Below are 20,394 nucleotides of genomic sequence, written 5' to 3'. Positions count from 1 at the left end.
ACAAAGATATTCAGAAATCGATTGCCCAAAAAATTATAGCCGCAAATGCTGATTATGTTTTGAGCCTCAAAGATAATCAGTCCACACTTCACCAACAAGTGAAGAATAAATTGCAGATAAAGCAGTAAATAAGTAAGTAGACGCAATTAAATATAAAATGTCATTGCGAGTGGAACGAAGTGAAGCGTGGCAATCTCAGTCTTTGCGATTGCAACTCTTAGAGACGCTACGCGAACACTTCGTACCCTGCGGGAAGGCTTACGCCAAAGCAATGACGAACTATCTTATATTTATTTAGATCCACCTACTTAATGCATTAAATAAATATAAAGTATCTGAACTTTAATCTTGAATTTATAAATGACCTGCAATTCACAAATAGCAGAAGGTTGGCATGGCAAACTTAATTTAGTCTATGCCGATCGCCAGGGGGCAACCCAATTAATTTACAATCACCAACAAGCGCCCCTGAAGGTACAACGCCCATTTTATCCAGAAGGGGAAAAAGTTTGTCATAGCGTCATTTTACACACGGCTGGGGGAATGGTAGGAGGCGATCGCTTATCCTCTAACATCCACCTCCAACCCCAAGCCCAAGCTTTAATCACTACGGCGGCGGCAAGCAAGATATACCGCAGCAATGGCTTACAAGCTAGACAAAACATCCAGATGCAGGTTGATGCTGGTGCTTGTTTAGAATGGTTGCCGCAAGAGACAATTTTATTTAACAACGCGATTTATCGGCAAGATTTACGGGTAGAATTAGCAACCGGGGGCAGTTGGTTAGGCTGGGAAATTACCCGATTTGGTCGTAGTGCTAGAGGAGAGAAATTCTTGCAAGGAGAATGGCGATCGCACACCGAAATTTGGCAGCAAGGTGTTCCTTTGTGGATTGATCGGCAATACTTACCCGGTAGCGAAGACATTTTCCACAGTCCTCATGGCTTGGCTGGAAAACCAATAGTAGGTAGTCTAGTTTGGGTTGGTGGAACAGTTTCAGCAGAGATTGTCGAAAAAACCCGAAATTTATGGGATGGGGAAGGAGAAGCGGGTGTTAGCAGGTTACAACATGGATTATTGTGTCGATATCGCGGTGCTTCTACATCTGAGGTGAGAAACTGGTTTATTGATGTTTGGCAATTGCTGCGAGTTTCTTTTTTGAATCGTGGTAATTGTATACCAAGAGTGTGGCAGCTTTAAACGAACCGCAGAGGAGGAAGTACAAATGCAACTTACGCCGCAGGAAAAAGATAAGCTATTAATTTTTACTGCTGCTTTATTAGCAGAAAGACGTAAAGGAAGGGGTTTAAAACTGAATTATCCCGAAGCGATCGCTTATATTTCTGCTGCCATTTTAGAAGGGGCAAGAGATGGGCAAACTGTAGCTGAATTAATGAGTTATGGTACAACTCTATTGACGCGCGATGATGTCATGGAAGGGATATCAGAAATGGTGCATGATGTGCAGGTAGAAGCAACTTTTCCTGATGGCACAAAGTTAGTGACGGTACATAATCCAATTCGTTAATTTTTGACTTTATGATGATACCTGGAGAAATTATTACACCAGCAGGTGAAATTGAGCTGAATGTTGGTCGTCCAACTGTAAAATTACAAGTGTCAAATACAGGCGATCGCCCCATACAAGTCGGTTCCCACTACCACTTTTATGAAGTCAACGCCGCCTTAAACTTTGACAGAGAACAAGCGCGAGGAATGCGCCTCGATATCCCCGCCGGAACCGCAGTTCGCTTTGAACCAGGCGACGAAAAAGAAGTAACTTTAGTCCCCTTAGTTGGTAGCCGCCAAGTCTACGGCTTCAACGCCAAAATTAACGGAAATTTAGATACTTAAAATCATTAGATGCTATTCTAATTAAACTAAGTAGGGAATAAATGCTACGTCCCTGCGATTGAGTTAGCAACTACCGTTGTAGCCGCAATTAAATGTTGTGAAAAAATAGCATATCCATTCGGGCAACGATTTTTGATAATTGCTAAATCAATCTCAAAAGCAAGTTTCCATCGAATTTGTAGAGGGCGTTGATTGCTACTATTTTCAGAGAGATATATTGATTGTGTGATCGCATTTTCTAAAATACCTTTTCCACCATCTAATTCTTCTAAATTTTCCAGAGGTTCAAGCTCTACACCTAAAATGCTTGATACAGTTTGAGTGTCTGCCAACAACCACATTTCAAAATTTTTAATCGCTAAACCTCCTGCACTATGATCGCTAATTTTTTGCTCATTAACATCCAGGTGATTATCACGGATTTTATTTAAAGCCCGTTCCAAGTCAATTTGCCTTTGCTGAAGCTTATCATCTGCATCAACCACAATTAGGATCATATCAACTTCTTCAGGTTTCCACGCGATAATCACCTGTGCTAAATATTTTGGATCTAAAATTGAGTGTCCTACACGCCGTTTAAAGACTCGATTCTCGCTGATGGATGGATGTCTTTGTACAAAATCACAATCAGGCAATCCCAAATTATTAATTTCTCGTCTGATTATGGTATGAAGTGCCCCTTCTCTATCTCTTTCAATAACTTTTCCACCATCTTCTGGTTTAATATAGGGAATACTTGCTCCGAGTTCTGCTTCTCCCTCAGCAATTAGCCCAATACGAATCGCCCGATTCATACCGGATTACCTCCAAACACATTCGTAAACCAAAGTTCACCTAATGCTCCATCATAAGCTTCTAGGGCTTTTTGAAAGCGTTCTGAATCAATGGGTAAGGCATGAATTTGAGTTTTACCTTCGGTGTCTAACTCAACAGCACGCACTTGGTGAGGTTCGACATAATTCAGCAAAACGGGAGAATGAGTTGTGATTAATACTTGAACAGGTTTACCTGTAATCCCCTCTGTAGAAATTATTTGCAATAATTCCATCATTTTGTGTAACAACCAAGGATGAACTCCGTTTTCTATCTCTTCAAAACAAATAATACTGGGGGTATTTTCTTGATAAAGTGCGGTTAGAAATGCCAAAATTCTAAGTGTACCATCAGATATATCCGAAGCAGGGATATGATGTTCAGAATATCTGTCGATTAATTCCAGTAAAAAAGTTCTATCTTCTCTACGCAGTAAAGAAATTCTCTGTATATTAGGAACAAGCCGTGTCAAACGTTCCTCCAACTCATCAAAACTTTTACGATTACTCAGCAAAATATCAGCTAGAGCATCAACAATTCCCTGTCCTGTTTTATCCATTCCACCAGTTGATGGAATATTATTAGAGAGACTAATTGGGGCAAAGTCATAAATACTAACTTTTCTGATTGCCTTGGCTAAAGGAGAATCCAAATAGTTATTAGAAACTAAAAAATTTCTTAGTTGCTGTGTATGTGTATACTGATTTATTCCAGTAGCAGTATTGCCGGAATATTCTTGATTGTTAATAGTCACTATTCGCTGTGGATAATCAATACGAGTTGATATAGTTGAACTTGATTGCTGACTTTCTCTATTTTGAAGATAAGTAACCTCAAAGAACAGATAATCTTGCTTACCCTGCCATAATTTTGATTCAATTTTCTGCTGATTTGTATTTACAGCCATTAAAGATTGAGCGAAAAAAGGTATTAATTCCTCATAATTAATATTAATTATTAATCTTTCCAAAAAATTAGATAATACAAATAAAGCTTCACAAATATTCGACTTTCCAGAACCATTCGGTCCAATAAATACAGTTAATGGTTCTAAATCAACTTCGATATCAAAGAGGCTCTTGTAATGCTGAACTCTCAGTTTAGATAACATTCTACCTCAGTTTTATATCTGCCTATGTTCCTAATATCATTGTAGATTTTCGCGTTTATAAATTCGCTTTAACTACCATTAAAATTTATTTCACTACATCTAGGGTTACAATAAAATTATAAATTTATACAAAATTTCCTCTGAATATCTCTAAACTCGCTCAAAAATAATCAAAGTAACACCACCCCCACGAGTGCCATTATGCCTTACAGAATGGATCGCCGCGCCTACGCCGAAACTTATGGCGCAACAGTAGGCGATCGCATCCGACTTGCAGACACAGAATTATTTATTGAAGTTGAACAAGATTTCACCACCTACGGCGACGAAGTGAAATTTGGCGGCGGTAAAGTCATCCGCGATGGGATGGGACAATCCCCCATTTCTAACGCCGATGGTGCTGTTGATTTAGTAATTACTAATGCCTTAATTCTCGATTGGTGGGGTATTGTCAAAGCGGATATTGGCATTAAAGATGGCAAGATTTTTAAAATTGGTAAAGCCGGAAATCCTTATATTCAAGACAATGTAGATATTATTATCGGCCCCGGAACTGAAGCCTTAGCTGGTGAAGGAATGATTCTCACTGCTGGCGGTATCGATGCCCATATTCATTTTATTTGCCCCCAACAGATTGAAGTTGCGATCGCTTCCGGTATTACCACGATGATCGGCGGCGGTACTGGGCCAGCTACGGGTACAAATGCCACTACCTGCACCCCCGGCCCTTGGAATATTTACCGAATGTTGCAAGCTGCTGATGCTTTTCCCGTCAACTTAGGATTTTTGGGTAAAGGTAACGCCAGTCAACCCCAAGGACTTGTAGAACAAGTAGCCGCCGGTGCAATGGGGTTAAAACTACATGAAGACTGGGGAACCACACCCGCAGCAATTGATACTTGCCTTAGTGTTGCCGATGCTTATGATGTGCAAGTAGCGATTCATACTGATACCCTGAATGAAGCTGGATTTGTCGAAGATACGATCGCAGCTTTCAAAAATCGTACTATCCACACCTACCACACCGAAGGCGCAGGCGGCGGACACGCACCAGATATCATCAAAGTTTGCGGCCAAGCCAACGTTCTGCCATCTTCTACTAATCCCACACGTCCCTACACCCTCAACACTTTAGATGAACACCTGGATATGTTGATGGTATGTCATCATCTTGATCCGGCGATCGCCGAAGATGTTGCTTTTGCTGAATCTCGCATCCGTCGAGAAACCATTGCTGCTGAAGATATTTTGCACGACTTAGGCGGATTTAGCATGATTTCTTCAGACTCCCAGGCAATGGGAAGGGTAGGCGAAGTGATAATTCGCACCTGGCAGACATCTCACAAAATGAAGGTGCAACGGGGAACTCTTAATCCACAGGGAACTGAGCAAAAAGCAGATAATTTTAGGGCGAAAAGATATGTTGCTAAGTATACAATTAACCCTGCGATCGCTCACGGAATTGCTCAATATGTGGGTTCAGTGGAAGAGGGAAAATTAGCAGATTTATGTTTGTGGCGTCCGGCATTTTTTGGCGTGAAACCAGAGATAGTGATTAAAGGCGGAATGATTGCATGGGCGCAAATGGGCGATGCTAACGCCAGTATTCCCACACCGCAACCCGTTTATATGCGATCGATGTTTGGTAGTTTTGCAGGGGCGCGTCATGCCACATCATTAACTTTTGTTTCGCAAGCAGCTTTAGAGAAAGAAATTCCCAGCCAGCTAGGTTTACAAAAGGCAGCAGTTGCAGTTTCTGGAACACGCCAATTGAGTAAGCGGGATATGAAGTTGAATGATGCACTACCTCACATTGAAGTAGATCCAGAAACATATCAAGTTAGGGCTGATGGAGAGTTGCTGATTTGTGAACCTGCAACAGTTTTACCAATGGCACAGAGGTACTTTTTGTTTTAATTCATGACCGAGCAACTTACTGATTACGATAGTCCTTGGAAAGAAGTCATTGAGCTATATTTTCCCCGCTTTCTGGAATTCTTTTTCACCCAAGCTTATGCCGAAATCGACTGGACGCGACCTTATGAATTTCTGGACACAGAACTGCAACAACTAGAACCGGATGCAGAAATTGGGCGGCGTTTGGTTGATAAAGTCGCAAAAGTTTGGCTACTGGATGGAGAGGAAGCTTGGGTATTGATTCATGTGGAAGTCCAAGGGCAATATGACAGCCAATTTGCCGAACGGATGTACACATATAATTACCGCTTATTTGACCGCCATAAAAAGCGAGTCATTAGTTTAGCAGTGTTAGCAGATGAACAAGCGAATTGGCGACCTTCCAGCTACAGCTATCAACTGGTCGGATGTCGCGTCAGCTTAGAGTTTCCTGTGGCGAAACTGTTGGACTATGAGCAAGGGTGGGAAACCCTAGAGCAAACAACCAATCCCTTTGGTGTAATTGTGATGGCGCATCTCAAGACCAAAGCAACGCAACGAAACCCACAAAATCGGCTACAGTGGAAACTAAGCCTAGTCAGACGGCTGTATGAACGGGGATATAGCCGGGAAGATATTCGAGAACTATTTCGGTTTATCGACTGGATAATGGTTTTGCCAAAAGAGTTGGCACTTAGTTTTAAAACAGAAGTCAGAAGTTACGAGGAGGCAGATAGAATGAGGTACGTAACTAGTATTGAAAGGCTAGCAAAAGAAGAAGGAATTGTCGAAAATGCTAGAGAAAACATCATTACAGTCCTAGAAACGCGATTTGGAGAAGTGCCAAGCTCCATTGTCGAAGTTATCAATAGGATAGAAGAACCATCTGTACTAAAAACGCTTCTCAAAAGTGCGATCGCAATTCCTTCCACAGCAGATTTTCAGCAAGTTTTAGATAGTCTCAACTCTGGGAAATAAGCATAGGCATCGAGCGGCTTGTTGCTAGATATCGCTCTTAAAGATGAGAGTAAAGTTGCCCTAATCAACTTTCTGTCTTGGAGTTACGATCAATATAGTTAAACGTTATATCTGATATAGAAAATCATGCTACCTTTTAAGAAAAAATTTTGACTGATGAAGCCATGCGTCCGGTAGCAGTGTTAATTGATTATCAGGACTGGCAGCAAATTGAGAAGATATTAGAAGCTCATCAATCACAACAAAAACAAGAGTTTAATTTAAACCAGTATGCAGGTGTAATTCAACTAACTCAAGATCCTTTGGAATATCAGCAGCAAATTAGGGATAAGTGGTGTTGACACAACCTTTAATTTTGATAGATACAAATGTAGTCTTGTATTTTTTGGGTGGCCGTTTGGTAAACCCATTGCCATCAGGACAATATTTTATTTCAGTGATTACTGAGATTGAATTGCTCTCTTATCCAAGTCTCAATTTAGAATAAAAAACACAAATTATTGATTTTGAGTTTAATCTTTTGTTTAGAGCGTAAGCATTAGCACTTTTTAAAAGCTAAAATCAAAGTGCAGCATTCTATATGCAACTCATGATGACTCCGAAATTAATGATTGAACCTTCATACTGGTTGGAAACAGGAATCAAACTAGACAAAGTAAATAATCTTAATCTTTTTAAGTTTACCAAGGAGCTGCAAGAACGTTCAGATGATCTGCTAGAACGAAGCAAATCTGGATTAATCACGCCAGAAGAAAAAGCTGAGTTAGATGGTATATCTGAGTTGGCGCAGATTTTTACCTACGCTAATTCTGTTTTAGCGGCTGAATCAACATGGTTTCCAACTCCATCCGAGAAATCGTCGGTGAAAGAGCAAAATACCTCTGCGAATATTGTCACTCCCCAGAATTCGTAAATACTGATCGTTTTACGGTCGATCATCTAATTCCAAAGTCTTTAGGTGGCTCGGATGAACTGGAAAATTTAGCTTTATCTTGCCGTCGTTGCAATGAACGTCGTTATAATTTTACATCAGGAATTGACCCGAAAACTCAAGAGGAAGTCCCTTTATTTAATCCTCGTAAACAACAATGGTCAGAACATTTTATCTGGACTTTAGATGGGACAGAAATTGTCGGAATAACTCTAACAGGTCGGGCAACGTGTAATCGGCTTGATATGAATGATGAGCGTCATGGTAATGGGTTCATTCAGAAATCTCGGCGGCTTTGGGTGTAAGTTGGTTGGCATCCTCCCCAAGAAGATGTGCGTCAGATAAGTGATGATTAATTGAGTATGAAAGATGCGATCGCCTAAATAAACCAACTCAACCCCTTGCCCATTGACTCGCACTTCTTCCCAACCCCCTGCCGATTCAACTACATGGGCGCAGGTGAGTAAATGTCCTTTGGGTGAGATAAAAAAGCCCGTGCCTTGGATGTAACCTTCTGGGGTAGCGATCGCCACGGTACAAGCTTTAACTAATTCCCAATTCATGAAAATTTATTACTTGTTTTCTTCGAGTGCCAGTTTCCAAGTTATTTTCACCTTCAGCGATGCCTGCCCAGTGGATTCGACTACATAAACCGAGCCTTTGGCGGTAAAATTTACGCCAAACTCAACTTCTCCGCTTACGGGTTGTGATTCTTGCTGCAAGGTACGAAACGCCTTTGTAATTGGGCGACACCCGCGAATAATCAATTCCTTAACTGCATCGAAGTTAGCCTCTACTTTTTCTATAGGTAACTCGCCAGTGGGCGACACACGACCTACTGATGCTTCTGGTAGCTCAACTGCTACCAAAATCGTGCCGCCATCTTCTGTATTCAGTTCTAGAAGTTTACGAGCCATAATTCAATTAGCTTGTGGCTATCTGTTAAAAAGGTAAGTAAAGTATTTTTTAAATAAATTTATTGGTAAAAATTTTGATTTGGAAGGAATTTACCTAAAAGTTTTATTTAAAAACTATACCAAATAAACCAGTTTTCTGAAAAATTTACTTTTACCCCATACCCTGCATCTATATGACTTCACAATCTTCTCGTTCTGACAAAATTCTGGTTGTTGATGACTCTCCTGATAACGTGTTTTTGATCAAAACTATTTTGGAGGAAGAAGGTTACACCATTAGCACCGCAGAAAATGGGATTTCGGCCTTGGCAGAATTGAAAGCTTCTCCCTGTGACTTGGTTCTTCTGGATCTAATGATGCCAGGTATGGACGGGTACGAAGTTACTAAGCACATTCGCAAAGAGATGAAATTGCCGCAATACATCCCCATATTGCTAATCACTGCCCACGATACGCCCAACGTCGCCCACGGTTTAGACTTGGGTGCTGATGATTTTATCCGCAAACCTGTAACAGTAGATGAATTGCTGGCACGAGTGCGATCGCTCTTACGTTTGAAGCATAGTATGGATGAACGTGATGAAATTGCCCGCCAGCGAGAAGATTTTGTCTCCCGCCTCACCCACGACTTACGCACTCCCCTAGTAGCCGCCGATCGCATGTTAATGCTATTTCAGCAAGGCGCGTTGGGAACATTATCAACGCAAATGCAGGAAGTAATCGCCATCATGGCCCGTAGCAATATCAACCTGCTTTCTATGGTGAATACTTTATTGGAAGTTTATCGTTTTGAAGCAGGTCGCAAAAGTTTAGCGTTTCAACCAGTTAATCTGGGCCAATTGCTAGAAGAGGTAACGGGAGAATTATCACCCTTAGCTCAAGACAAAGCACTATCGCTAAGTGTGGATTTTACCGAAGAATCAAACACAGTGATGGGCGATCGCTTAGAGTTACATCGTCTATTTACAAATCTTATCGGCAATGCGATCAAATTTACCGACTCTGGTTCTGTGACTATTCGTTTTACTTCTCAACGCCAGTCCGACAACAGCAGTCAATCTCAGTTATCTGGAAAGTCCAATTCTGTTGACTATATTAGAATTGAAATAGCGGATACAGGTCCAGGTATTCCTCCTGAAGAACTAGCCACCATCTTTGAACGATTTCGCCAAGGCAGCCATAAGAGTTCTGGTAGTGGCTTAGGACTGTACCTTGCTCGTCGAATTGTCGAGGCACATCAAGGCATTATTCTGCTTAATTCTGATTTGGGTAAAGGTAGTATATTTATTGTGCTTCTACCCACCAAAATCTGAAAAAAGTAGTAATTGTAAATTATGAATTTTAGAGCTTTTTATCCTGAAAATTCATAATTTATAATTACTAATATCTACCCATAAAAATTAAATATTTCAATCATAAAATCCGACACTAAAATTGACGATTTGAGTATGATTTGTATAACAGCATTAGTATTAAGTAAATAGTTTTTGAGAGGACAAAATAATGATTACCACTGAATTATCTAACGTTGGCAATATTCTCCATAATCAGCGAGAGTTTTTTCAAAGAGGAAAAACTAAAGATGTAAATTTTCGCATTGAACAACTGAAAAATCTTAAGCAAGCAATCATTGAGCATGAAAAGTCAATAGTCGAGGCATTACAAGCGGATTTACATAAACCAGAAGTTGAAACTTACCTTACAGAAATCAGCGTAATTAAGGATATTGATTACGCTATAAAACATCTTCAAAACTGGAGTAAGCCAAAAAAAGTAGCGGTTTCCTGGGATTTTTTTTCATACTCGGCGAAAATTTATCCAGAACCATTAGGGGTTGTCTTAATTATCGGCCCTTGGAATTATCCATTTCAGTTAATTATCTCACCGTTAATAGGTGCGATCGCAGCCGGAAATTGTACAATTATTAAACCTTCAGAAATTGCTTCTCATACGTCTGATGTCATTGCTAAGATTATTGGCAAACAATTTGACCCTGCTTATATTGCAGTGGTTGAAGGAGGCGTAGAAGCGAGTCAAAAACTACTTGCAGAAAAGTTTGACCATATCTTTTTTACCGGTGGTACAGCCGTCGGCAAAATCATTATGGCAGCTGCGGCAAAATACCTTACTCCAGTGACTTTAGAATTGGGTGGCAAAAGTCCTTGTATCGTGGATACTGACATTAATCTTGAACACACTATTAGACGAATCACTTGGGGCAAATTTATTAATGCTGGACAAACTTGTATCGCCCCCGACTATCTTTTAGTTAATAAAAAAATCAAAAAAGATTTAATAGATGGTCTGAAAAAATCTCTAAAAGAATTTTATGGCGATAATCCTGCAAACAGTCCTGATTATGCCAGGATTATTAGTGAAAAACACTTTGATCGACTGGTTAGCTTTCTCAAAGATGGAAAAATTATCATTGGTGGAAAAACTCAACCTTCAGAGCGTTATATCGCCCCGACAGTGATTGATAATGTCTCCTTAGAAGATTCGGTAATGCAGGAAGAAATTTTTGGCCCGATTCTACCCATCATTGAATATACTGACATTGCAGAAGCGATCGCCTTGATTAACTCTAGACCCAAACCATTGGCGTTATACTTATTTTCTCAAGACAAGAACCTGCAAAAGCGAGTTTTACAGGAAACTTCTTCTGGTGGAGTCTGTATTAATGACACAGTTATGCAGGTTGGTGTCTCGTCTTTACCATTTGGTGGAGTGGGAGATAGCGGTATTGGCAACTATCACGGTAAAGCTAGTTTTGACACATTTTCCCATAAAAAAAGTGTATTGCAAAACTCTTTCTGGCTTGATTTAAAATGGCGGTACGCTCCATATCAGGGCAAATTGCCCTTCATAAAGAAACTTCTAGGTTAGAAGTTATGAGTGAGGAGTGAAGAATAAAAATCCATAACTCCTAACTCTGCCAATTTTAGATTTTTCTTCCAATAGACATCTCTAGAAATTAAATATGCGTTATCCAGAACCCTTGTAGAGACGTAGCAGTGCTACGTCTCTACATTCATTTTCACCAGATGTCTAATCCAAAATCTAAAATCTAAAATCTAAAATTGAATAACTCCTAACTATCAAATCCCAAAAGCGTTGCTGTAACGCTCCTCAGCCCAGGGTTCACCACGGCGATGGTAGCCATTGCGCTCCCAAAAACCAAGTTCTTCGCTGGGCAAAAATTCCAAGCCATTGATCCATTTAGCACTTTTCCAAGCATATAAATGGGGAACAACTAGCCGGATTGGGCCACCGTGTTCAGATGGAAGGTCTTCACCAAAAACTTTAAAAGCAAAGAAGTTCTCTTCGCGGATAAAATCTTCTACAGAAATATTGGTAGTGTAATCGCCGTAGCAGTGTTCCATAATGTGGGCTGCCTTGGGATCTACTTCAATCAGACCCATAAAATCTGTAACTTTAATGCCAGTCCATTTGACATCGAGTTTAGACCAGCGCGTTACACAGTGGAAATCTGCTGTGAATTCGTGTTGAGGTAGCGCCATAAAGTCCGACCAACTAAAGGTAGCAGATTTTGCTAAACCCCAAACTCGAAACTCCCATTGTTCAGTGCTGACTTGGGGAGTTTCACCGTAAGTTAATACAGGGAAACCTTTAGCTAAGTGTTGGCCAGGAGGGACGCGATCGCCTTCTTCTTTGCCTGGTTTCTGAAAAAATTTTCCTAACATAGTTGGAGAAAAATAAGTTTTCTCAAAGTATTTACAATCTTTTTTGCTGAGTCGCCTACAGCACCAGATGTTTTATCGAACAGAATTCAGGAGTCAGCAGTCAGAATTCAGTTGGGTATTCTGTACGATTAGCGGATAGCGCAGCCGTAGCGACTATTTTCGAGTCGCGTCAAGATTGCTGAATTCTGAATTCTGTATTCTTCTTCAATCTTTATATGATTAGTTGATAGGTAATGGGTAATGGATATTCCCAATTACTCACTACCAATTTTTTTCATCTAATGAGCTTGTGAGTTTCAGTCGGGGTTTGTCTTGAGAAATCGCTCCACTTGGGCTTTGCCCAAGTGGAGCGTTTCTCGCTAAATCCCCGTCTGAAAATATCTTTCATTTTGAATTTTGTGAGCGTAGCGTCTCGTAGAGAGCGTCATTTTGAATTGTTAAGATTCTTCTTCCTCTTCTTCAACAGCTGGATATACAAATGTAGAACGTCCAGTCAAAATTGATTTGCCCAGAGACAGGGCTTTTTGGGCTTCGACGACAGCTTTGTGTCTCCAGGTAGCTCGACGTTTATCTCGTTTTGATTTTGAAGTTTTCTTCTTAGGAACAGCCATTTCAGCAGATATCGCGATTCTTGACAACCTTATTATTCTAGGCCATCCACTGACGCGAAGGACAATAGTTGAGTTAGGAATTAAGTAAGTCGGGTTAAAAGTTACGTGGGACATGGAAACTTTGTATCTCTCTGAGAAAAAGTTCGAGCCAAGCCTTTCTTGGCTCGAACTTCTCTCTGTGTCTGGCTAAACCCGTCATTTTTTAGTTGGCGCACCGCCAGTTGCGGGAACTGTATTAGAGTTATTTTCAAAGAAAAGTAGCGATCGCGCAGTTTTAAAGTAAGTTGCCCAATTTTGAGCATCGGGGCGCGATCGCCATTGAGGACGACTCACATCTAATGTCAGGACTGGTGCGATCGCGCCATAATTTTGTACGGACACAATGATGGAAACATCTGTCACCAAGATATCTTGGTCGAAGCTCCTTTGAGCAGCTGCCCTTGCAGCCGCTTCCGCCCTTCTGAGAACGGTTTCATAGTTTTCTTCTGGCAGGCGGTCGATAGCTAGATCGACTCTAGCGGTGTAAGCTCGCACAACCTGCGGTGCGATCGCTTCCATCAAAAACCACGCAGGAACAGTAGATATGAGCAAAACTACTAAAGGAATTATCCGGATTCTTCTGGCAATTTGGCTAATAACTGAAAAGGGAGTGATCCATGATGGTAGGTGAGCAGAAATCTTGCTCATGACCTTCTATCTCCTTAATGATGATCTGTTATTGAAATTAGGTAAAAAGTATTTTCCGGTTTAGTAACGTAATAAAAATTACATTCTAACTGAAGATTCAATTAGAATCCCCAAAACTATAAGACACAGGTTAGCTTTGTTTTTTTGGCAAAGCCAACCGCAATTTTAAGACCAGCAAACAATAACTGACAAAGAGCGGGATGGCAAATTACTGGGCGATCGCGATTGGCATCAATCAATATCAGTTATTTCAACCTTTAAGTTGTGCCCAAGCGGATGCTGAGGCACTAGACGATTTTTTGGTGACAGAGGCAGGTTTTCTCCCCGAACACTGTCTAGTCATGACGGATACTTCGCCACCCATTGGGGATAGGTCAACTTACCCGACGAAGGAGAATATTTTGCTGCTGCTTGAAGATTTGGCAGCAAAAAGTTGGCAACCGGAAGACTATCTGTGGTTATTCTTTAGCGGTTATGGAGTCAACTACAAGGGCAAAGATTACTTAATGCCAGCAGAGGGCAACCCGGAACTCGTACAAGAGACTGGCATAGAATTGCGATCGCTAATGCAAAGTCTACAACTTGCTGACCTGAATGTACTGCTACTACTCGATATCAACCGCGCTTTTGGCACTCAAGCAGATGCTCCCGTTGGTGAAGAAACCATAGAACTAGCCCAAGAGCTACAACTCGCAACAATTCTTTCTTGCCAACCAGAGCAATTTTCCCACGAAAGTAGCGAATTAGGTCACGGATTCTTTACAGCAGCTTTGTTAGAAGCTTTGGGTTCTGGTAATGGTAGCAACTTGGCAGATTTAGAAAGCTACCTCAGCCTGATTGTGCCAAAATTATGTCACCACCACTGGCGTCCTATCCAAAACCCTGCCACTATCATCCCATCAAGGCAGCAAGTAATCTTGCCAGAATTGGCAATGGAAGGCGACTTTCAACCAGAACCGGTAATTTATCCTGAAGAATCTTTTGCTGTTGCCCTTGCAGATCCTCCTCTCGACGATTCCTCTAGAACTTCGGCAGATCGGGGCAGACGAGGAGAAGCTACTGTGAAATCTTCCCAACAGGTGAAAAGTCAAAAAGTCCAGGAGTCAAGTGGCAGCTTAGTTTCCCAGCCAATGGCGGAAACTTCTTTAGGAGTTAGTACCAGAGGAAGATTTATCCCCAATTCCTCCAAAGGTTACGTCTCGCGATTGCCAGCGAATCAGCCAAGCATCCCTTTTTGGAAACAGTTTATCTTATGGGGCGGAGGCAGCTTGCTGGTAGCAGGTTTAATCGCTGTAGTTTTTCTCCGTAATCAAGAAACTTTTAGAATTAAGCAAATATCAAGCACATCACCCAATACTAATGTTAGCGATCGCCAAGTTATTGAGAATTTACCCAGCGATTCCACTCCACCAGTTAGACTCAAAAATCAATCTAGCGCCCAAATAGTCTCTAATTCCGAGTCAAAAAAACGGAATCAAGCAGTATTAGACCTGGCAAAAATGTCGCTCAGACAAACTCAGGCGAGCGATTTGAGCATGGCGATCGCTACAGCCCGAAAAATTCAATCGGGTGAACCATTGTACGAACAAGCTCAAGAGAATATTCAGATTTGGAGCCAGATGATTTTAGATTTAGCAGAAGGTCGTGCTAAACAAAGACAGTATGCCAGCGCTATTGCTGCTGCTCGATTAATCACCAAAGACGAAGCCCCCTACGCCAAAGCACAAGCAGCAATTAACCTGTGGCGGCTAGAGGGTAAACAGTATGTGAGCAACAGAACTCTTTTAGATGCAGCTAATGCCTTAATTAAGCCTGAACAGGCATCTACCTATAATCGAGCGATTGAAGTTGCCAAGAAAGTGCCAGCCGATCAACCAGGCTTCGATGCAGCCCAGAAATCGATCAATAAATGGAGTGAGAAAATTTTAGACCTGTCCAAGCGCCGCGCCGCCGAAGGAGAACGTAATGCCGCAATTGCGACCGCTGCTTTAGTGCCAGAGGAAACAGCCGCTTATGAAGATGCTCAGGATGCCATTCAAAAATGGCAAAAGAAATAGTAAACAAATAATAAAAAATGGTTAGGAGTTAGGAATTAGGAGTTATATTATTGATCCCCGACCTTTTAATCATGACTCCTAACTTTTTCCTCAGCGTTCATATCTCAGTATTAGCAGTACTGCGATACATCTTCGCCACACTCGTCGGCTAGATAGCACAACGCTCGGAAACGTAAACCAACCACTTCTTCATATAAGGGGTTGAGCTTGCACATGGGTGGGATGTGAAACAAGGTCTTCCCAAATAATTTGACATCGCGCTCAAAAGGGCATTGAGATGGAATCACTTTGCACAAACGGTGAGCTAGTTGGCGATCATGGACTTGAATGCTTTCTACTCGCTGCCGTAGGGGTTGGAGAATATCCCAGTAGGGCTTGGAAGGAGAATGGTTAAGCTGGGTTACTTTATGGTCAGTAGTCTCTGCTTGATTGATTGATACCCAGCTTGCCAGAAAAATCTTCTTGGTGGTATTGTCGAATACCTTCATGGTTAACCCTCTGTGTTATTGAGGCTATTCACCTTTTTGATGAATATATACAACGTGGCAACGAACTTTCCCGGAAAAATCGCGTTCTGACTGCGATATAATGTAATACCTGATTAGCCACTTAAGTCAGAACCTAATTTATTACTACGTCAAGTTAATCGCAATTTTCTGGGGATCGGTAGTGTAATATTACGATCTTGTTCATAACTTGACACAGTTTAAATTTTAGTAAAGACATCCGTCATTGGATAGGTTTTAGTGTAACATTTACAGAACTTAATATAAGGTCTGTCTGAAAGTATTTTTGCTAAGTATAAACATCAATAATACCCTAGAAGGCTTTTTTCCTCTCCGTGTTCCCACTTTCTCACGTAAGTGTGTCCTATTCATTGATGGCTGAATGCCGTAGAAGCACTGATTTTTAATTGATTAGCATCGATTGCATTTTACAAAACTTAGTTTTGCAGTGGCAATTTGAGAGTGATATAGTCTGAAGCGTTAACATCAGATAAACTTGCTTATGGGTGTTTCTGTACTCTACAGCGCAATTCCTCCTGGCAGTACGCTGTACGCACGCCTTCAAACTCAAAAGGCACTCAGCATCCTTGTAGCTTATCTTTTCCCTCATGGTTGCGGCATTTTCCGCTTTTTTGAGATTTATCCTGAAGAGATTGACGAAATCCTGGAATATTTTATCGAAACACACCAAGAGATTTTTGGATCTGAACTAGAAGCAGATCGGGTAATCGCACAATTGCGGTCTGAGTTAAGGCTTACTCGTCAAGCCTATCCAGGGATTGAAGATAGAAGAGCATCACTAGAAAAATCATCTGCTGAGATCAAGGAAAGTTTGTCGCAGGAGCTATCGAGAAGAAATGTTGCGAATGCCGATGAGATTGTTGAAAAGCTCATGTTCGGAGATCAAACTCTTGCTCCAACTCTGTTGTCAGCAGAGGAGTCATTGGGACTTATATCCCGTGAGCTAGTCAGTGAAGGAGCAGGCATTTTGCAACAGATCGATCCTGAAACACTGTTTACAAGAGATGAAGGTCAGGAAGGATGGTATCTTGACCACTTTAAGCAGTGGAGAGATTTGTATCTTTCAGCAGACGAGAATAATGAGGAGATATTGGTTGGAGTTGCTTGAGGCGATGCATAACAAGTTAGATTGCCTCCAATAACTATAGATAATTTCTATACCCATGATAAAAGAAAGCGCGAAGACGTTCAGAAAAATTCTGTGTCTTTGCGCCCATTGAAGTCTGAGCGGTGAAACCCACTGCTCAAACTTCTCTCTGTATGAGATTTTTATCTTAAATTCTCTACGATGCTACTTGAGCAGCAGTTCGAGTCCGCCGCCTTCTCCCATCGGCAACTTTTACAGGTGGCTCATCAGGGATTTGCATCAACAAAGTCACAGATGGCTGACATTGCAATTCCCGACGGATGGAACGTTGCAATTCTCGTTCTAAAGTTCCTTGCAATCCACCCCAGTCTATATCTGCTGCTTCACCGCCAGGAGCAAATTCTGACCAGCGCACAGTGAGGATTTCTTCAATGCGTTGTTTTACCCAGGTTTGTAAAAGCGATCGCTCTACACTTGTTACTACACCCCGCAGATGAGTTTCTGGTTTTGCCAACAGTTTACCATTCCAATCAATGGCAGCTGCGATCGTAATAATGCCTTCTGAAGCCATGCGTTGCCGTTCTTGCAGGACTTTGGCACTTACCATACCCGAACTAGTAGTATCCACCAATTCAATACCAGATGGCACTTTACCAGCAACGCGAATAGCATCTTCAGTCAGTTCGACAACATCACCATTCTGGATAATGATCATGTTTTCTTTGGGAATGCCCATACTCTGAGCCGTTTCTGCGTGCTTCACTAGCATTCTATGTTCGCCGTGAAATGGCACAAAAAATTTGGGTCGAGTTAAGGCAATCATCAGCTTTTGTTCTTCCTGACAGCCGTGACCGGAGACGTGAATCCCTTTATCCCGACCGTAGATTACTTTCGCCCCCTGAATCATCAACTTATCGATAGTGTTGACTACAGCGATGGTATTTCCAGGAATTGGGTTAGCAGAGAATACTACCGTATCTCCTTCGCGGATTTTAATGTGAGGATGTTCTTTGTTGGCAATGCGGGTCATTGCTGCCATCGTTTCACCCTGAGAGCCTGTAGTTAAAACCAGTACTCTTTCATCGGGTAGATTGCGGACGGCGTGCAATGGTTGCAGCAGATTATCTTCACATTTGATGTAACCTAAATTGCGGGCATGAGCAATCAAGTTCAGCATGGAACGCCCCACAACCGTTACTACACGGTTCTGCTTCTTCGCGATATCCAAAATCATGTTGATGCGATGGACGCTAGAAGCAAAGGTAGTGACAAATAATCGCCCAGTCGCTTGACTAAATACTCTCTCCAGATTGGGATAAACTGAACGTTCTGATGGTGTAAATCCTGGTATCTCAGCGTTAGTAGAATCACTTAGGAGGCAAAGAACGCCTTTTTCCCCATGTTCTGCTAGGCGTTGTAAATCAAACTTTTCACCATCTACTGGGGTGTGATCAATTTTAAAATCCCCTGTGTGAATGACTACACCAAGAGGAGTATGAATAGCAACAGTGAAACTATCAGCGATTGAGTGAGTATTGCGGATATATTCAACTAAAAAGTTTTTACCAATTCGCACCACATCACGTGGTAAAACTGTTCTGATTTCGGTGCGATCGCGGACTCCTGCTTCTTCCAATTTACCCTCTAGCATTGCCATTGCTAGCCTGGGCCCATAAATCACCGGGATATCAAATTGCTTGAGATGAAAAGCAATCCCGCCGATATGGTCTTCATGACCGTGAGTAACGATCATCCCTTTAATTTTGTGGCGATTTTCTCGCAGATAGGTCGTATCTGGCAAAACAATATTTACTCCATGCATCGCCTCTGTGGGAAAAGCCAATCCTGCATCTAACAGGATAATTTCATCATCATACTCAAAAAGACAGGTATTTTTCCCAATTTCATGCAAACCGCCCAAAGGAATAATTTTCAAGGCGGAATTGTTAGCTTCGTTTTTAGCCATTTTCTCCTTAGATTGTTACTTGTGGTTAATTAAGTTGATAGTTAACGAACTTGCATTTAAGACATCATCTGTCTCTTAAGTCAGTCTGAAAGCAATCAAGTTTTAATTGAAGATTTCAATTTTTTATTCAATAAAATCGACTGTACACTCAAGGATTTATAGTATATCTATCAGTCCTAGCACAGGTTTTTAAATTGCAACTTATGAACAATTATGATCGCTGTTTATATGTATCTTTGGTAAGGAGTAGATTACCAATGCTTAACTAGTTGGTGACTAGATTAAACTAAGTTCTTTCAGAACCGCTTCTAATTTTTGACTGACTTCTACATCAGCTTCACATAGCGGCGGACGAGTTGAACCAACCTCCCAACCTTGAAGTTTCAGTGCTTTTTTCACTGGAATGGGATTTGAAGTGAGAAATAGGGCTTTAAACAACGGGAACAGTTGGAGATGAATGTCGCTTGCTACCTCAATTTTTCCGGCACTAAAAGCTTGGATCATCTGCTGTAGTTGGTTTCCTACCAGATGAGAAGCTACACTTACCACACCCTTTGCCCCGATCGCTAACAAGGGCAAAGTCATGTAATCATCACCAGAATAGATGTGGAATTCTTTTGGTGTCAAGCGACGAATTTCGCTTGCCTGATCTATACTACCAGTGGATTCTTTAATCCCGACAATATTGCTAACCTCAGCTAACCGGGCAACTGTTTCTGGCTGAAGGTTTTGTCCGGTACGACCGGGGACATTATATAACAACAAAGGTAAGTCGGGACAGGCTTGTGCTATCGCCTTAAAGTGCGCTTCCAATCCCGCTTGTGGCGGTTTGTTGTAATAAGGAACAACTTGTAAGGAACCATGTACTCCTATCTTAGACGCTTTTTCGGTGGCTGCGATCGCTTCTTTAGTGGAATTTGATCCACAACCTGCGATTACCTTGGCTTTTCCGGCCACGGACTGCAATACCTCGACAAACAACTGGTATTCTTCATCCCAACTTAGTGTCGGGGATTCTCCTGTTGTGCCGCACATCACCAATGTATCTGTACCGTTGTTAGCTAGATGCGCCGCCAGTTCTGCCGCTACATCATAGTTGACACTACCATCTGCTTTAAATGGCGTAATCATAGCGGTTAAAACATTGCCAAAATCTCCCACCCTTTTTTCACTCCTGATTACCCATGTTTTTATATCTTGGTGGTTCTCTATTGTAATAACCTATCTGCAAATTGCTTTCAAGTGTCATTAGTCT

At 41.5% G+C, this 20,394-nt stretch carries 22 protein-coding genes; 12 read left to right on the top strand and 10 right to left on the bottom strand.

Annotated features, from left to right (window positions below; all coding sequences use genetic code 11):
• The first annotated feature begins 360 nt into the window (after window positions 1-360).
• From V7K76_RS22845 to V7K76_RS22835, 3 genes are read left to right on the top strand one after another with little or no spacing between them, the layout of a single operon-like run.
• Window positions 361-1,200 (top strand): urease accessory protein UreD, encoded by an 840-nt coding sequence (locus V7K76_RS22845; protein ID WP_334775668.1) that lies wholly within the window; start codon window positions 361-363, stop codon window positions 1,198-1,200.
• 25 nt (window positions 1,201-1,225) lie between these two features.
• A complete protein-coding gene (gene ureA, locus V7K76_RS22840; RefSeq protein WP_114081110.1) occupies window positions 1,226-1,528 on the top strand; it encodes an urease subunit gamma in 303 nt (100 codons plus the stop codon).
• Between the two features lie 14 nt (window positions 1,529-1,542).
• Window positions 1,543-1,854, top strand: a complete 312-nt coding sequence (locus V7K76_RS22835) for an urease subunit beta (protein WP_334775762.1) — start codon at window positions 1,543-1,545, stop codon at window positions 1,852-1,854.
• A 44-nt stretch (window positions 1,855-1,898) separates the two neighbouring features.
• Here V7K76_RS22835 and V7K76_RS22830 read toward each other — a convergent pair whose 3' ends face one another.
• Together V7K76_RS22830 and V7K76_RS22825 are read right to left on the bottom strand one after the other, a co-directional pair.
• The gene (locus tag V7K76_RS22830; protein ID WP_334775669.1) at window positions 1,899-2,648 is read right to left on the bottom strand and encodes a hypothetical protein; all 750 of its coding nucleotides are present in this window, start codon (window positions 2,646-2,648) and stop codon (window positions 1,899-1,901) included.
• A complete protein-coding gene (locus V7K76_RS22825) occupies window positions 2,645-3,778 on the bottom strand; it encodes an AAA family ATPase (RefSeq protein ID WP_334775670.1) in 1,134 nt (377 codons plus the stop codon). Before V7K76_RS22825 ends, V7K76_RS22830 begins: the two co-directional genes overlap by 4 nt.
• Window positions 3,779-3,979: 201 nt before the next feature.
• Here V7K76_RS22825 and ureC point away from each other — a divergent pair, with 201 nt between their 5' ends.
• The 5 genes from ureC to V7K76_RS22800 all read left to right on the top strand — a co-directional run bounded on the left by ureC (window position 3,980) and on the right by V7K76_RS22800 (window position 7,888).
• Window positions 3,980-5,695, top strand: a complete 1,716-nt coding sequence (ureC, locus tag V7K76_RS22820; RefSeq protein ID WP_334775671.1) for an urease subunit alpha — start codon at window positions 3,980-3,982, stop codon at window positions 5,693-5,695.
• 3 nt (window positions 5,696-5,698) lie between these two features.
• Entirely contained in the window at window positions 5,699-6,652 is a 954-nt protein-coding gene (locus tag V7K76_RS22815; protein ID WP_334775672.1) for a transposase, read from the top strand.
• Window positions 6,653-6,801: 149 nt separating this feature from the next.
• Entirely contained in the window at window positions 6,802-6,993 is a 192-nt protein-coding gene (locus V7K76_RS22810; protein WP_334775673.1) for a hypothetical protein, read from the top strand.
• A 248-nt stretch (window positions 6,994-7,241) separates the two neighbouring features.
• Window positions 7,242-7,565, top strand: a complete 324-nt coding sequence (locus tag V7K76_RS22805) for a hypothetical protein (RefSeq protein WP_334729977.1) — start codon at window positions 7,242-7,244, stop codon at window positions 7,563-7,565.
• Window positions 7,484-7,888 carry an HNH endonuclease gene (locus V7K76_RS22800; protein WP_334775675.1) on the top strand — a complete coding sequence of 135 codons (405 nt, stop codon included), beginning with the start codon at window positions 7,484-7,486 and terminating at the stop codon, window positions 7,886-7,888. The genes V7K76_RS22805 and V7K76_RS22800 overlap by 82 nt, the downstream gene beginning before the upstream one ends.
• On the opposite strand, the gene V7K76_RS22795 is transcribed toward V7K76_RS22800, so the two are convergent.
• Both V7K76_RS22795 and V7K76_RS22790 read right to left on the bottom strand, forming a co-directional pair.
• Entirely contained in the window at window positions 7,796-8,146 is a 351-nt protein-coding gene (locus tag V7K76_RS22795) for a S1 family peptidase (protein WP_334775676.1), read from the bottom strand. The genes V7K76_RS22800 and V7K76_RS22795 overlap by 93 nt on opposite strands.
• Window positions 8,147-8,155: 9 nt before the next feature.
• Complete coding sequence (locus V7K76_RS22790) at window positions 8,156-8,500, bottom strand: CU044_2847 family protein (RefSeq protein ID WP_334775677.1); 345 nt, start codon at window positions 8,498-8,500, stop codon at window positions 8,156-8,158.
• A gap of 173 nt (window positions 8,501-8,673) precedes the next feature.
• On the opposite strand from V7K76_RS22790, the gene V7K76_RS22785 reads away from it, so the two are divergent.
• Complete coding sequence (locus V7K76_RS22785; RefSeq protein ID WP_334775679.1) at window positions 8,674-9,813, top strand: hybrid sensor histidine kinase/response regulator; 1,140 nt, start codon at window positions 8,674-8,676, stop codon at window positions 9,811-9,813.
• A 190-nt stretch (window positions 9,814-10,003) separates the two neighbouring features.
• Window positions 10,004-11,386: an aldehyde dehydrogenase gene (locus V7K76_RS22780; RefSeq protein ID WP_334775680.1), complete on the top strand. Its 1,383-nt coding sequence runs from the start codon at window positions 10,004-10,006 to the stop codon at window positions 11,384-11,386.
• Between the two features lie 212 nt (window positions 11,387-11,598).
• Here the strand turns inward: V7K76_RS22780 and V7K76_RS22775 are convergent, their stop codons facing one another.
• The 3 genes from V7K76_RS22775 to V7K76_RS22765 form a co-directional block, all read right to left on the bottom strand.
• Window positions 11,599-12,204 (bottom strand): sulfite oxidase-like oxidoreductase, encoded by a 606-nt coding sequence (locus tag V7K76_RS22775; RefSeq protein WP_334775681.1) that lies wholly within the window; start codon window positions 12,202-12,204, stop codon window positions 11,599-11,601.
• 437 nt (window positions 12,205-12,641) lie between these two features.
• Window positions 12,642-12,815, bottom strand: a complete 174-nt coding sequence (gene rpmF / locus V7K76_RS22770) for a 50S ribosomal protein L32 (RefSeq protein ID WP_334775683.1) — start codon at window positions 12,813-12,815, stop codon at window positions 12,642-12,644.
• Between the two features lie 195 nt (window positions 12,816-13,010).
• A complete protein-coding gene (locus V7K76_RS22765) occupies window positions 13,011-13,502 on the bottom strand; it encodes a hypothetical protein (RefSeq protein ID WP_334775684.1) in 492 nt (163 codons plus the stop codon).
• A gap of 200 nt (window positions 13,503-13,702) precedes the next feature.
• Here V7K76_RS22765 and V7K76_RS22760 point away from each other — a divergent pair, with 200 nt between their 5' ends.
• Window positions 13,703-15,559, top strand: coding sequence for a caspase family protein (locus V7K76_RS22760; protein WP_334775686.1), 1,857 nt, complete (start codon window positions 13,703-13,705; stop codon window positions 15,557-15,559).
• 110 nt (window positions 15,560-15,669) lie between these two features.
• Here the strand turns inward: V7K76_RS22760 and V7K76_RS22755 are convergent, their stop codons facing one another.
• A complete protein-coding gene (locus V7K76_RS22755; protein WP_334775687.1) occupies window positions 15,670-16,047 on the bottom strand; it encodes a Mo-dependent nitrogenase C-terminal domain-containing protein in 378 nt (125 codons plus the stop codon).
• A gap of 520 nt (window positions 16,048-16,567) precedes the next feature.
• Between V7K76_RS22755 and V7K76_RS22750 the strand changes: the two genes are divergently transcribed.
• The gene (locus tag V7K76_RS22750; protein WP_334775688.1) at window positions 16,568-17,194 is read left to right on the top strand and encodes a hypothetical protein; all 627 of its coding nucleotides are present in this window, start codon (window positions 16,568-16,570) and stop codon (window positions 17,192-17,194) included.
• A 175-nt stretch (window positions 17,195-17,369) separates the two neighbouring features.
• Here the strand turns inward: V7K76_RS22750 and V7K76_RS22745 are convergent, their stop codons facing one another.
• Both V7K76_RS22745 and dapA read right to left on the bottom strand, forming a co-directional pair.
• Complete coding sequence (locus tag V7K76_RS22745) at window positions 17,370-19,139, bottom strand: ribonuclease J (protein WP_334775689.1); 1,770 nt, start codon at window positions 19,137-19,139, stop codon at window positions 17,370-17,372.
• Between the two features lie 276 nt (window positions 19,140-19,415).
• Window positions 19,416-20,300: a 4-hydroxy-tetrahydrodipicolinate synthase gene (gene dapA, locus V7K76_RS22740; RefSeq protein ID WP_334775690.1), complete on the bottom strand. Its 885-nt coding sequence runs from the start codon at window positions 20,298-20,300 to the stop codon at window positions 19,416-19,418.
• Between the last annotated feature and the right edge of the window lie 94 nt (window positions 20,301-20,394).

Origin of the sequence: Nostoc sp. (assembly GCF_036917975.1) — a bacterium.
Classification (GTDB): Bacteria; Cyanobacteriota; Cyanobacteriia; order Cyanobacteriales; family Nostocaceae; genus Nostoc.
This window is presented reverse-complemented; position numbering and strand designations above follow the sequence as displayed.